Here is a 14,255-nt window from a genome sequence, read left to right as displayed (position 1 = left end):
AATAAAAAATGATGAAAAAAGTAATTTTAATAATGTGTTTGGCTTTCGGATTAAGTCAAGCTACTAATGCACAAATTCAATTTGGTGTTAAAGGAGGTATTAACTATAACTCTAATTCAATTAAAGAAGTAAAAACTGATGTTTTTGATGGCGCAAAAAGCAAAACAGGTTATCATGCAGGAATTTGGTTACGCTTTAAAATTCCTTTAGTTGGCTTGTATTTAAGACCTGAATTAGTTTACACCAATTTAGAAAATGAAGTGCGTTATAAAACTTCTGGAAACACAACTTCATATAACTTTCAAAAAATAGATATTCCTGTTTTGTTAGGAAAAAAGATTTTTAGTATTGGTAATATATATATTGGTCCTTCTTTTCAATATGTATTAGATTCTGATTTTAGTTTTAGTGATATTTCTGATGTGAAAGCTGATGGTTTTACAGTTGGTTTACAATTTGGTGGAGGAATTGAACTAGGAAAATTAGGAATTGATGTTCGTTGGGAAAGAGCTTTTTCTGGTGTAGAATCTTCTTTTGTAAGTAATGCTGGAAATGTAAATTTTGACACTAGAGTAAATCAAATTATTTTAGGTTTGTCTTTAAGACTTTAAATTCTATATAAAAATAGAAAAAAAGCTCAAGTTTTACTTGGGCTTTTTTATGCAATAAACTTTTTAAAACTCAACAACAAACACTTATTTTTGCAGGTATGGAAAGTCAAAAACAGGTAACAAAAAAATTACAAAAAGCAGTTGCAGAAGCTATTCAGCAATATGTAATGATTTCAGAAGGAGACAAAATTATGGTGTGTCTTTCTGGTGGAAAAGATAGTTATACACTTTTAGAAATGTTACTCCACTTTAAAAAAGTGGCTCCAATTTCTTTTGACTTAATTGCCGTAAACTTAGACCAAAAACAACCTGGCTTTCCAGAAGAAATTTTACCCAATTATTTAAGTAAAATTAATGTTGATTATAAAATTATAGAAAAGAACACTTACAAAATTGTAATGGACAAAACTCCTGAAGGAAAAACCACTTGTAGTTTGTGTTCTCGTTTAAGAAGAGGAACTTTATATGAAGCTGCCAAAGATTTAGGGTGTAATAAAATTGCTTTGGGTCATCATTTAAACGATATTTTAGAAACCTTTTTCTTAAACTTCTTTTTTGCAGGCAAACTAGAAACAATGCCACCAAAATTTAAAAATGATGCTGGTAATTTAGTAGTGTTAAGACCTTTGGCTTTCTGTAAAGAAAGTGATATAGAAAAATTTGCTGATTTTAAGAATTTTCCTATTATACCTTGTAATTTATGCGGATCTCAAGAAAATTTGCAGCGTAAAAAAGTAAAACAAATGATTGCTAATTGGCAGGAAGATTTCCCCAACAGAAATGCAATTATGATGAATGCTTTACAAAACGTATATCCTTCTCACTTATTAGATAAAAATTTATATGATTTTGAAAATTTGGAAAGTAAAATTTCTGAAAATGCTTTAGTCGATTAGAAAAATTTTGAATAATAGAGCTAAAGCAAAAATTAAATCAATATAAAAATAGCAATCATAATAAACACAATAATTTGTGTCCATTTTAAATAGAAGCCAATCTTTTTGTGTTGTTTTAACTGTTCTGAAATTGCTCCTGCAAGTATGGCTATTAAAGAAAAAATTATAAAAGAAACAAACATAAAAAGAAATCCTAGCACATAAAACTGAATTACAGTAGAAATAGTATCACTATATAAAAAGCCAGGAAAAAAGGCTAAAAAGAAAATAGAAACTTTTGGATTTAAAACATTCATTATAAACCCTTGTTTAAATAATTGTGTAGTTGTTTTCTTTTCTACACTATCTTCAGACAACACAATAGATGCATCAGATTTATATACTTTAAATGCCAAGTACAATAAATAAATAGCACCAAATAATTTAATAACAAAAAATAAATTTTTAGATTCTTTTATTATTGCAGATACACCAAATGCTAATAAACTTGTATGCACTAAACAACCAGAAATTAGCCCTAAAACTGTTGCCAAGCCATATTTTTTACCATTTACAATACTTTGTGTTAAAACAAAAATATTATCTGGCCCTGGAGAAATGGCTAAAATTGAAGTTGCAAGTGCAAAAGATAAAAGGATTTCTATCAAAAGTTTTATAAGCGTTTTAAAATTGCTTTGTTAATCTTTTTTATCAAACTTGGTCCTTCATAAATAAAACCAGTGTAAACTTGTACCAAATCTGCACCAGCATTAATTTTCTCTAATGCATCTTCTGCAGAATGGATACCTCCTACTCCAATTATTGGAAAGGATTTATTAGAATTATCTGCTAAGTATTGAATTACTTGTGTACTTTGATTTTTAATGGGTTGCCCACTCACACCTCCATTACCAATTTCTTCTAAACGTTCTTTAGATGCTTTTAAATTATCTCTTGTAGTTGATGTATTTGAAGCTATAACACCATCAATTTTAGTTTCTGCAACCAATTCTATAATTTCATCTAGCTGCAAATTATTTAAATCTGGAGCAATTTTTAATAAAATAGGTTTTTGTTTTTCTTTCTCTTTATTTAGTTTTTGGCAATCTGTAATTAGTTCTACTAAATACTCTTTATCGTTTAATTTTGCATGGCTTCCCACATTTGGACAACTTACATTTAGCACAAAATAATCTACATAAGCATGTAGTTCTTCAAAAACCTCTAAATAATCTTTTGTATAATCTTCAGGATTTGTATTGGTGTTTTTTCCAATATTTCCTCCAATAATAATTTTTCCCTTATTTTTCTTTAAATTTTCTATAGCAGCTTTAACACCATCATTATTAAATCCCATTCTGTTGATAATCCCTTTATCATCTTTTAAACGGAATAATCTTTTTTTAGGGTTTCCAACTTGTCTTTTTGGAGTTACAGTACCTATTTCTATAAACCCAAATCCAAAATTTGCAAGCTCATTATATAAAACTGCATTCTTATCAAACCCAGCAGCCAAACCTACAGGGTTTTTAAATATTAATCCAAATAAATTACGCTCTAATTTTTTATTATTTACTTGGTATAAACTTTTAAAAATTGAAGCTATAAAAGGAATTTTACACAAAGTTCTAATCAAAGAAAATGTAAAGTAATGTACTTTTTCTGGATCGAATAAAAATAATATTGGTCTTACAATTAATTTGTACATAATACTATTTGGTTATTTCCCATTTTTTAAATGCTCTTGTTTTTACAAATTCAGGAAAATTATTTTTTAAATTTATTGTAATCTCTTCTTTTGAAATTACAAACTTAGTGGTTAAAATATCTAAAATTTCTACTGCTTTTTTTCTTTGATTAGTTTCTATGTAGATACCTAAAATACTTTGATAAGCATCAGAAAACTCTGGGTACTCTTTTGTTACAATTTCATATTTTGCAATAGCTTTATCAAAATCTTTTTTCATATATAAAATATTCCCTTTTAAATAATTTAAAAAAGAGTCTCCTTTTACATAAGCATCTAATTTATCTACTGCAGATATAGCATTGTCAAATTCTTCTTTTAGAATAAACCTATCAATTGAGATTAATTGTAAACTTGGATCATTTGGAAATTTATCTTTATAATCTTGGATAGCTTCTTTATATATTTTATGAGATAAATTACTTGAAGTTGTTAAATTCATCAATTTAAAAATTTTTTCTTGTTTTGATGAATTACTTATAGTTTGATAAACTTTATAAGATTCTTTGTAATTACCATTAGCATTTAAAGTTTTCATTCTTTTTAGCTTACGGATATCAGTTACAAACCTAGTTTTGCTAATATCCTTTGTAAAAAAATTACTACTGTATAGTGCATTTTTATATATAGTTTTGTAGGTATCACTCAAATTTTCGCCAGCTAAATAAATATAAGTATCTACAATTTTTAGCTTATTCTTGACACGTTTTACTAAATGATCATGGTAATTTATTCCATCTAAACCAAAATAGCGAAATAGTAAGTGAAAATTTTCATCATCATCTTTATAATATCTTAAAAAATCGTAAGAAGCTCCATCTGTCTTAGAGGTCATTAAAATTTCCCCAAAATTAAATTGTCTCGTAAAACCGATATAAAACCCTTTATTGAATTCTAAAAATTTGTCTTGAGAAGTTTTTATAAGAAAACGATTTGCTAAAGCCAATTCATCATATAAATCGTTAATAGCTCTAAGATCTTCAGCCAAATAACTATTATGTAAAGCTATCCCTAAATTTTCAACATCTTCTGGTTTTATCTTTTGTTTTTCAATTTTTTCTTGTTCACTTAAACAAGACATAAAAATTAAAACAGTAAATAAAACTAAAACTTTTTTCATAGAACAACTTTGGATATTACTTTACCTTAAAACAGCATCTAAGTTTTTCTCAAAAGACTGCTGCAATTTTTGCATAATTTTATCTATCTGCTTGTCTGCTAACGTTTTAGAATCATCTTGTAATAAGAAACTTACAGCATAAGATTTTTTTCCTTCTGGTAATTTATCACCTTCATAAACATCAAATAAATCTACTTCTTTTAATAAATTTCTTTCTGATTGAAAAGCTAAATTGTAAACTTCTTTAAATGCTGTTTTTGTATCTAACAATAAGGCTAAATCTCTTTTTACAGCAGGAAATTTAGGTAATTCTGATACTTTTATATTTTTATTACCAACTAACTTTAAAATTGTATCCCAATTAAAATCTGCGTATAAAACCTCTTGTTTAATTCCGAATTCTTTTAAAATTGAACGCTTAACAACTCCAAAATCTACCAGTTTCATTTTTCCTAAGCCCAAAGAAATTCCTTCAGAAAAAACATCTTGTTTTGTTGGAGAAGATTTTACTTTATCTAAACCTAACCTCTCAAATAAAGAAGTAATTACTCCTTTTAAGTAAAAGAAGTCTGATGTTTTATTAGATATGCTCCAACTTTCTTTACTTCTATTACCAGTAACAAAAAGTGTTAAATGCTTATGTTCTTCATACTTTTCATTAAATTTATGATAAGTTTTACCAAACTCATAAAATTGTAATGCATTATTTTTTCTGTTGATATTATAACCAACAGACTCCAAACCACTAAACAATAAAGATTGACGTAACACTTTTAAATCGTTACTTAGCGGATTTAACATTGTTACATTAGCCTCTTCATTTATATTTTCTGATAAAGTAACATATTGTGGTTTTGTTAATGAATTTGCCATAGTTTCATTAAAACCTAAAGCACTTAAATGGTTGGCAACAATATTTTCTATCTTTGTTTCTTTATTAGAATCAAAAGAAATTGATGTGTTTAATTTATGAGAAAACTCTATATTATTATAACCATAAACTCTTAATATTTCTTCAATAATATCTGCTTCTCTTTGTACATCTGTTCTGTAAGAAGGTATTGTTAACCCAAGGCCTCCAGCAGTTTCACTATTAATTTTAATTTCTAATGAAGCTAGAATATTTTTAATAGTTTCTTTAGGAATTTCCTGACCAATTAATCTGTAAGCATTCTCATAAGATAAAAATACTTGAAAATCTTCTATTTTTTCTGGATAAAAATCAGAAACATCAGAAGCTAATTTACCTCCTGCATATTCTTCTATTAACAATGCTGCTCTTTTTAAAGCGTATTCCGTTAAATTTATATCTATTCCACGTTCAAAACGAAAAGAAGCATCTGTATTTAAAGCGTGTCTTTTAGCTGTTTTTCTTATTGAAACAGGATTAAAATAAGCACTTTCTAAAAAGATAGAAGTTGTATTTTCTGTAACTCCAGATTTTAATCCTCCAAAAACACCACCAATACAAAGTGGATTCGAATCTGCATCACAAATCATAATATCTTCTGATGATAATTCTCTTTCAACCTCATCTAAAGTGGTAAACTTTGTGCCTTCTTTTAGGTTCTTTACAAGAATTTTGTTCCCTTTAACTTTCTGTGCATCAAAAGCATGTAAAGGTTGTCCTAATTCGTGCAATACATAATTGGTTATGTCTACAATATTATTTTTAGGTGTTAAACCAATGGCTTTTAATCGATTCTGAATCCATTCTGGAGAATCTTTTACTTCTACATCTGTAATTGTAATTCCACAATAACGAGGCACTAAATCTTTATTTTCTACTTCTACATCAAAACGCAAAGTTCTTTCATCTACATGAAAATTACTCACAGAAGGAGAAATTAACTCTAATTTTATGTCTTTTTGAATTAAGCCCGCTCGCAAATCTCTTGCTACCCCAAAATGGCTCATAGCATCAGATCTGTTTGGAGTTAAACCAATTTCAAAAACATAGTCTGTTTCAATATTAAAAACTTTTGCAGCTGGTGTGCCAACTTCTAATTTTTCCTCTAAAACTAAAATACCATCATGACTTTTACCTAAACCTAATTCATCTTCGGCACAAATCATTCCATGGCTTTCTTCTCCTCTAATCTTTCCTTTTTTAATTTTAAAACCTTCGCCTTTATCATCATATAAAATGGTGCCAATAGTTGCTACAGGTACTTTTTGACCAGCAGCGACATTAGGTGCACCACATACAATCTGTACTGGTTTTTCTTGTCCTAAATCTACAGTTGTAATTTTTAATCGATCTGCATTTGGGTGCTGTACACAAGTTAAAACTTTACCTACAACTACTCCTTCTAAACTTCCTTTTATAGATTCTTTAGTTTCAATTCCTTCAACTTCTAAACCTAAATCGGTTAACAATTCTCCAGTTTTAACAGGCTCCCAATCTACCTGTAAAAATTGTTGCAACCAATTGTATGATATTTTCATATTCTTTTTCGGGTTTGTTAGCTGCAAATTTACTTAAAATCTACTTTTTATTATAGCTTTTCAATTTAAAAAACGTAAGTTTATTCACAATAAACACATTACAATTTAGATTAATGAGGAGTTTTTTATTTCTATTCTTAATATCGATTCTTTTTTCTTGCAAATCAGAAGAAAAAAGAACTTTACAAAAAGGAACATTTAGGGGGATTTTAAAAGTACAAGATGATAAAGATTTGCCTTTTATCATTCAAGTTGATGCAAAAAACCCTCTAAAAATTATAAATGCTGATGAAGTAATTTTGGTTGATGAAGTTTCTTATAAGAACGATTCTGTTATTATTCAAACCCCTGTTTATGAGGGATATATTAAAGCAAAAATTGATAATGATGGGAATTTGAAAGGACACTTTATTAAACCAAGTTTAGATAGAATTGTTCCTTTTTTTACTATTAAAAGTTCTGAAAGATTTCCTGTAAAATCATCAGCAAAAATAGATGTTACTGGAAACTGGGAAACTGTTTTTAGTGAGAGCTCAAAAACTGACAGGTATATTGCAAAAGGTATTTTTAATCAACAAAAAAATAAAGTTTCAGGAACGTTTAGAACCACAACTGGTGATTACAGGTATTTAGAAGGTGTTGTTGATGGTGATAAACTTAAATTATCTACTTTTGATGGAGCTCATGCCTTTTTATTTACTGCAAAAGTTACAGATTCTACTATAAATGGCTTTTTTTATTCTGGAAATCATTGGAAAGAACCATTTACTGCAAAACTGAATAACAATTATGAATTACCTTCTGAAAACGAATTAACTTATCTCAAAGACGGTTATGATAAATTTAATTTTTCTTTTCCTAATGAAACAGGTAAAATTATTTCTTTTGACGATAAACGTTTTAAAAATAAAGTTCTTTTGGTGCAGATAATGGGAACTTGGTGTCCAAATTGTTTAGATGAAAGCAAATATTATGTCAATTACTTAAGAGAAAATCCAAATACAGATTTAGAAATAGTTGCTTTGGCTTTTGAATATGCAAAAACAAAGGAAAAGGCTTTTAACAGCATTAAAAGATTAAAAGAAAGAATAGGCATAGAATACCCAGTATTACTAGCACAATTTGGTTCTGAAAGTAAACAATTGGCAAACGAAAAACTACCAATGTTAAATCACGTTTTATCTTATCCCACCACAATTTATATAGATAAAAAGGGGAATGTTAGAAAAATTCATACTGGATTTAATGGTCCTGCAACTGGAGAAAATTATGTAGAATTTAAAAAAGAATTTGAAAGTTTTACAAACTTATTAATCAATGAAAAATAAATATCTTTGCTCCCATAAATATTAATAATGCTTAAAAAAGTTCCTAATTATATCAAATACATTTTTACCAATGTATTTTTCCTACTTTTATATATCTTTCTTTTTAGAGTGCTTTTTTATTATTTTTTTGCACAATTAGAAGATGTAACTTCTTCTGAAATTAAAAGAGCTTTTGGGTTAGGTTTTCGTTTTGATATAAAGTTAGCAGTTATAACCTTTTTTCCATTAGCTGCTTTGGTTTTAATTACAAATTATCGATTTTTTCAAAGAAAAATTTTAAAAAAAATTGCTACAATATATCTAGTATTAGCGTATTTAATTTTAACACTTTTCTTTTTATTCGATTTTGGTTATTATGATTATTTAAGCATCAGATTAGATGCTTCTTCTCTTCGGTTTTTAAGTAATTTAAAAATATCTGGACAAGTTTTGATAGAAAGTTACCCTATTTATAAAGGTATTTTAGGGTTATTGATATTGTGTTTTTTAATTTTTAAATTCTCTAAATTTATTTATAGCCTTTTTAATCATCAAAAAACTTTAATTACAAACAAATTAAAAGCGGTTTATTTTATTGGTACAGTTTTGATTTTATCTTACGGAATTTACAATAGCATAACTCATTATCCTTTACGTTGGAGCGAAGCTTTTTTCTCTAAAAAAAACGCTGTGAATCAATTTGCTTTAAATCCAGTTTTATATTTTTTTGATAGTTTCGCATACAGGAGCGAAGGCGTAAATATGCAAGAGTTTCATACATATTATCCAGTAATTGCCAAGCATTTAAATTTACCAAAAGACACCATTTCTTTTAAAAGAAAAGTAGTATTTGATACCACTTACACAAAAAAACCAAATGTTGTTATTGTAATGATGGAATCTGTAGGTGTAAAACCTATGAGTTATTATGGAAACCCAATAAATAGCACTCCAAAAATGGATGCTATCATTAAAGAGAGTTTGAGTTTTTCTAACTTTTATGTGCATAAATCTGGAACAGCAGCTAGTGTTTTTGCAAGTGTTACAGGTTTGCCAGATATTGAAAACGTAAGAACTGCTTCAAGAAATCCGTTAATACAAGATCAGCGAATTATTTTTGATCAATTTAAGGGTTATGAGAAATTATATTTTTTAGGAGGTAGTGCCAATTGGGCAAATATTAGAAGTGTTTTTCAATCGAATATAAAAGATTTAAAAATTTTTGAAGAAGGAAGCTACAAAACAGAAAAAAGAGCAGATGTTTGGGGTATTGATGATTATGAATTGTTTAAAGAGTCTAATAAAGAGTTAGAAAAACTATCTAAACAAAACAAACCTTTTATTGCTTATATACAAACTGCTTCTAATCATATTCCTTTTACAGTTCCTGATAAAAAAGAAACTTTTAAACCTTTACAAGAAGATGATATTGATGCTACTTTGTTAAAAAAGTCAGGATTTAAATCTGTTGCACAATTAAATGCCTTACGTTATTTAGATTTTAATATTGGTCGTTTTTTAGAAAGAGCCAAAGCATCTGGCTATTTTGACAATACCATTTTTGTCTTTTTCGGAGATCATAATACAGCAATGACAAGAACTGCTAATTATACTAAAGAATATGATTTAAACATTAATCTACAGCATGTACCTTTCTTTATTCACGCTCCAAAGTATATAAAGCCAAAAACTATTTCTAAAAATGGTAAATTAATTGACTTGTTTCCAACTATAGCAAGCCTAGCAAGAATAAATCATATTAATTATACTTTAGGAAATAATTTATTAGACACTATCCCTAAAAAAACTACTTCTTTTGTATATCTAAAAATTAATGGTGAACCAGCTGTTGGTTTGCTACAAGATAGTTTGTACTATTCTAAAACAAGTATTACGAATACAAATGGTCTATTTAATTTAAAAACTAAAGAACTTCAAGACATTAAAAGTAAATATCCTAAAGAAACACAAGGAATGGATAGTTTATTAAACGCTTTTTATCATTCTACAAAGTATTTGTACTTTAATAATAAAAAGAAATCAGGAAAATGATATTTTATCAATTTTCTTGTAAAGAGTAAAATATAAGTTTGCAAAAAGTGTTCCTACAGACAAGCCTACAAGAATATCAATAGGAAAATGTACTCCTAAATACAACCTACTATAGGAAAATAAAACTGGAAAAAACAGTAATAAATAAATGTATTTTTTAAACTTCCCTTTTAATAATAAAATAACATATACTGTAAAAAAAGTAGATGTAGTTGCATGTCCAGACATAAAACTATAACTAGAAGGATTGATTAAAGTCCTTAGTAAATGTTTAATTTGTGGATCGTTATTTGGGCGCAAACGTGTTACAGAATTTTTAATTAAATTGGTAAATTGATCTGAAAATGCAACCAAAATAATCATAGAAAGAATCATAAAACCTCCTCTTTTCCACCCAAAAGATTTTATAATTAAAAAGAATATCAATAAAAATAAAGGAATCCAATTTAGTTGGTTTGTAACTGCCAACCAAAATGGATCCCAATGTTCGTTTCCTAAATTGTTTAGAAAAACAAGAATATTTTTATCAATTTGTATAAGTTTTTCTAACAAATTATTTTTCTACAGATAAAAGTTCTACCTCAAAAACCAAGTCTGCTTTTTTAGGAAAAGGTCCATAAGCATTCTCTCCATAACCAATATAGTAAGGTATAAAAAGTCTTGCTTTTTCTCCTTCTCTCATTGTTGAAACACCTTCTTTAAAACCAGCAATCATTGGTCTGTTTGGGTCATTTAATGTAAACTCTAAAGGACGATTACTCTCTGCAGTAGATTGTATTTTTTTACCATCTGCTATATAAATAGTATAATGCATCTTTGCAGATTTATTTGGATTGATCTTTTTCCCTTTAGGATTTTTCTTTAGCATTAAAATGCGTAAACCAGAAGCAGTTTTAGTAGCTTTTGGCTCATCCATTGTTTTTAAAAACGTTGCTTTATCTTCTAAATACTGAGAATATCTTGCTTGGTCTGCTTTAACTTCTGATGCTTTGCGTTCTTTTTCGGAAATAGCAAATTTTTCTAATTCTCTATCAAAAACATCAGCTTCGTTAAAAGAGTTTGCTTTAGCACCAACTTTTATAATATTTACAGCATTTATGGTATCTCCTTGTACAATTTTATAAACCACAGCCATTCTTGTAGAATCGATTGCTTTTTTTAGCTCTAAACTATCTGTGTGTATCTTTTTTAACGCTGCTAGTTGTTCTTTACTAACTATGGTTTTACCAAAAACAGAATGTTTATTGTCTAAATGTGGTATGGGTCTGTGCGTAATAAAAAACTGACTGTTATTTGTTGCAGGACCACCATTTGCCATAGACAAAATACCTTTATCATCATGCTTGTATTTTAAACTTCCGTCTTCGTTTTTAGGAAACTCATCACCAAATAAGTACCCAGGATTTTTTCTTCCATTTGGAGTAAAGCCACCTCCTTGAATTACAAAGTTATTTACTACTCTATGAAAAATAATACCTTCATAAAATTTCTTGCCTTTTAAAGAGTCTAATAGTCTGTTATTTGTACCTTCTGCTAAAGAGGCAAAATTTGCAACTGTCATTGGCACATCTTCTGCATAAAGTTCTAATAAAATATCTCCTTTATTGGTTTGAATTTCTGCATATACACCATCTTCTAAATTTTTATATTTATTGGGTTTACAAGCAGTAAAAGCAAGAATACTGAGTAGTAAATAACATGTTTTTTTCATGAAAAATTATTTTTTAATTTCTAATACCTCTATTTCAAAAACTAAAGCAGAAAATGGTAATATTAATTCTCCTCTTTGTTGCGCTCCGTAAGCCAACTCTTGTGGAATAAAGAATTTGTACTTAGATCCTTCTTTCATTAATGATAAAGCTTCATTAAAACCTGGTACAAAAATATTAGCTTTAGATTCGTAAGGTTTGTTTCTGTCTACTGTACTGTCAAAAACTTTACCATCTATTGTGGTTCCATGATAATGGATTTTAATATTGTCTGTAGGTTTTACGTTTTCTCCTTTACCTTCTTTTAAAACAATGTATTGTAAACCACTTGCAGTTGTTTTTACACCATCTGCTGTTTTATTTTTAGCTAAAAAATCTTCGCCAGCTTTTTTAACATGACCAAATTTAGCTTCTGCTTCTTTGGCTGCTTTTTCTTGCTGCTCTTTCATCCTAGCTTGTTGTGTTTTTTGAAAATATGTATTCATTATTTTTTGAATATCTTTATCTTCGAGCAACAAATTCGTAGAATCTAAACTATTTTTAATGGCTTGTGTTAAAACGTCTTTGTTTACTTCAGAAAAACCATTTTTAAGTTGTTTTGCCATAGTTAACCCAACTGCGTAACTTACAGAATCTATTTCTGTTTTTAAAGATTTTACTTCTTGTGCTTGGTTACCACAAGAAAACATTGATGCTGTTAATACAACTGCTAAAAAACTTTTTAAAATTCTCATTTTTATTCTTATTTAATTTATTTAATATTTATTAATGTTACTGTACTTTTTATAGATTGATTGATTCCTATTTTATTTCCATCACCAGAAATGCCAAAAGCATTGTATGATGGAATGACAAAGGTAATGGTTTCTCCTACTTTCATCAATTTTATACCAAATTGTAAAGCCGTAATAAAATCTTCTTTGTCTATTTTATAGTTTTTTACACCTAAATTTTCTTTGCTGTAGATTATATTTCCCTCTAAATCTGTAATATTATATTCAATAACAACTTCGTCTCCAGATTTTGGAGTAGGTTTATTTTCTTCTATTTTATTAAGGTATGTATACCAAAACCCATTTGAAGAAACCTTATAAGTATTTAAAGAATCTCTTTTAATAAAATTAATAATTTTATTTTCTTCTACCTGATTTATTTTTTTTGATTCTTTGATAGCTTCTTTTAAAATTGTGGTAGATGGTTTTGGCTGAATTGGTCTTCTTGGAGTTACTTTAGAGCACCCAAAACATAAAATTATAAAAAAAAATAAAATGTTAGTTTTCATAAGAAGTTGCTAATTCTTTTTGATATTCTGATAAAAGCGAAGTGAATTTTGTAACCGTTTTTTCTATTGACATGTCGGATTTTCCTCCAGCTGCATTATCATGTCCACCTCCATTAAAATGATTTCTTGCAAATTGATTCACAGAAAATTTACCTTTAGAACGAAAAGATATCTTTACGATTCCTTGCTCTGCATCTTCTATAAAAATAGCTGCAAAAACAATGCCTTTTAAAGATAAAGCATAATTTACAACACCTTCTGTATCTCCTTTTTGAAAATCGAAACGCTTTTTTTCTTCTGAAGTTAAAGTAATATATGCTGTTTTATAATTTGGCAATATTTGTAAATTACTCAGTGCTTGTCCTAAAAGCAGCAATCTATTATAAGAGTTCGAATCATATACATTGTTATGTATTTTATCGTTTTCTGCACCTTTATCTATTAAATCTGCTACAACCCTATGGGTTTTACTAGTTGTTGATCTAAATCTAAAAGAACCAGTATCTGTCATAATTCCTGTATACAAACAAGTGGCAATATCTTTATCAATAAGATCTAAATCATTATTCATTTCTATAAATTGATATACCATTTGGCATGTAGAACAAATCGAAACATCAGAATACATATATTTTACTTCATCTGGTTGTTGATGATGGTCTATCATTGCAAAATCATTAGGATATTTTTCTAAAGTATTTTGCATATCTGTACCCACTCTGTGCAATGCATTAAAATCTAATAAAAAAATAAGGTCAGAATTGTTGATCGCTTTTTGAGACTGACTGTTTTGCCAATCGAATCTAAATGTAGTTTCTGAGCTTGGTAACCAATGCAAAAACTCAGGATATTCATTAGGTACAACAACAGTTGCTTTGTGTCCTTTTTTGTCTAAATATTGTTTTAGAGCTAATGTAGCACCCACAGCATCTCCATCTGGATTTCTATGTCCAATTACTACAATATTTCTCGGTTTTTTAAGAAAGCTTTTTAGTGCTTCAAATCCTTTTAAAATCATAAGTGGCGAATATACAATTTAATTAAAAAAATTATGTAATTTCGCGCCGAATTTGTGAACAGTTTCACATCAAATTAATAAGAAAT

At 28.0% G+C, this 14,255-nt stretch carries 13 protein-coding genes; 4 read left to right on the top strand and 9 right to left on the bottom strand.

The window, feature by feature from the left end; translation table 11 throughout:
• The first annotated feature begins 11 nt into the window (after positions 1-11).
• Both ACY2RW_RS12325 and ttcA read left to right on the top strand, forming a co-directional pair.
• On the top strand, positions 12-611 hold the full coding sequence (locus ACY2RW_RS12325; protein WP_490123116.1) for a porin family protein: 600 nt from the start codon (positions 12-14) through the stop codon (positions 609-611).
• A 98-nt stretch (positions 612-709) separates the two neighbouring features.
• Entirely contained in the window at positions 710-1,507 is a 798-nt protein-coding gene (gene ttcA, locus ACY2RW_RS12320) for a tRNA 2-thiocytidine(32) synthetase TtcA (protein ID WP_490123028.1), read from the top strand.
• A gap of 32 nt (positions 1,508-1,539) precedes the next feature.
• Here ttcA and ACY2RW_RS12315 read toward each other — a convergent pair whose 3' ends face one another.
• From ACY2RW_RS12315 to pheT, 4 genes are read right to left on the bottom strand one after another with little or no spacing between them, the layout of a single operon-like run.
• Positions 1,540-2,154: a LysE family translocator gene (locus ACY2RW_RS12315; RefSeq protein ID WP_490123027.1), complete on the bottom strand. Its 615-nt coding sequence runs from the start codon at positions 2,152-2,154 to the stop codon at positions 1,540-1,542.
• A 5-nt stretch (positions 2,155-2,159) separates the two neighbouring features.
• A complete protein-coding gene (locus ACY2RW_RS12310) occupies positions 2,160-3,194 on the bottom strand; it encodes a quinone-dependent dihydroorotate dehydrogenase (RefSeq protein ID WP_490123026.1) in 1,035 nt (344 codons plus the stop codon).
• A 4-nt stretch (positions 3,195-3,198) separates the two neighbouring features.
• The gene (locus tag ACY2RW_RS12305) at positions 3,199-4,353 is read right to left on the bottom strand and encodes a tetratricopeptide repeat protein (RefSeq protein WP_490123025.1); all 1,155 of its coding nucleotides are present in this window, start codon (positions 4,351-4,353) and stop codon (positions 3,199-3,201) included.
• A 21-nt stretch (positions 4,354-4,374) separates the two neighbouring features.
• Positions 4,375-6,801 carry a phenylalanine--tRNA ligase subunit beta gene (gene pheT, locus ACY2RW_RS12300; protein ID WP_490123024.1) on the bottom strand — a complete coding sequence of 809 codons (2,427 nt, stop codon included), beginning with the start codon at positions 6,799-6,801 and terminating at the stop codon, positions 4,375-4,377.
• 113 nt (positions 6,802-6,914) lie between these two features.
• On the opposite strand from pheT, the gene ACY2RW_RS12295 reads away from it, so the two are divergent.
• The gene (locus ACY2RW_RS12295; protein ID WP_490123023.1) at positions 6,915-8,129 is read left to right on the top strand and encodes a TlpA family protein disulfide reductase; all 1,215 of its coding nucleotides are present in this window, start codon (positions 6,915-6,917) and stop codon (positions 8,127-8,129) included.
• Positions 8,130-8,156: 27 nt separating this feature from the next.
• Positions 8,157-10,160 (top strand): LTA synthase family protein, encoded by a 2,004-nt coding sequence (locus ACY2RW_RS12290; RefSeq protein ID WP_490123022.1) that lies wholly within the window; start codon positions 8,157-8,159, stop codon positions 10,158-10,160.
• On the opposite strand, the gene ACY2RW_RS12285 is transcribed toward ACY2RW_RS12290, so the two are convergent.
• The 5 genes from ACY2RW_RS12285 to ACY2RW_RS12265 are packed head-to-tail and all read right to left on the bottom strand — an operon-like array spanning position 10,149 to position 14,169.
• Positions 10,149-10,712: a phosphatase PAP2 family protein gene (locus tag ACY2RW_RS12285; protein WP_490123021.1), complete on the bottom strand. Its 564-nt coding sequence runs from the start codon at positions 10,710-10,712 to the stop codon at positions 10,149-10,151. The genes ACY2RW_RS12290 and ACY2RW_RS12285 overlap by 12 nt on opposite strands.
• A gap of 1 nt (position 10,713) precedes the next feature.
• Entirely contained in the window at positions 10,714-11,871 is a 1,158-nt protein-coding gene (locus tag ACY2RW_RS12280; protein ID WP_490123020.1) for a peptidylprolyl isomerase, read from the bottom strand.
• A gap of 6 nt (positions 11,872-11,877) precedes the next feature.
• Entirely contained in the window at positions 11,878-12,603 is a 726-nt protein-coding gene (locus ACY2RW_RS12275; protein WP_490123019.1) for an FKBP-type peptidyl-prolyl cis-trans isomerase, read from the bottom strand.
• 17 nt (positions 12,604-12,620) lie between these two features.
• The gene (gene gldI, locus ACY2RW_RS12270) at positions 12,621-13,151 is read right to left on the bottom strand and encodes a gliding motility-associated peptidyl-prolyl isomerase GldI (RefSeq protein WP_490123018.1); all 531 of its coding nucleotides are present in this window, start codon (positions 13,149-13,151) and stop codon (positions 12,621-12,623) included.
• A complete protein-coding gene (locus ACY2RW_RS12265) occupies positions 13,141-14,169 on the bottom strand; it encodes a DHH family phosphoesterase (protein WP_490123017.1) in 1,029 nt (342 codons plus the stop codon). Before ACY2RW_RS12265 ends, gldI begins: the two co-directional genes overlap by 11 nt.
• Positions 14,170-14,255 lie beyond the last annotated feature (86 nt).

Source organism: Polaribacter sp. 2305UL8-11 (genome assembly GCF_058147165.1).
This window is presented reverse-complemented; position numbering and strand designations above follow the sequence as displayed.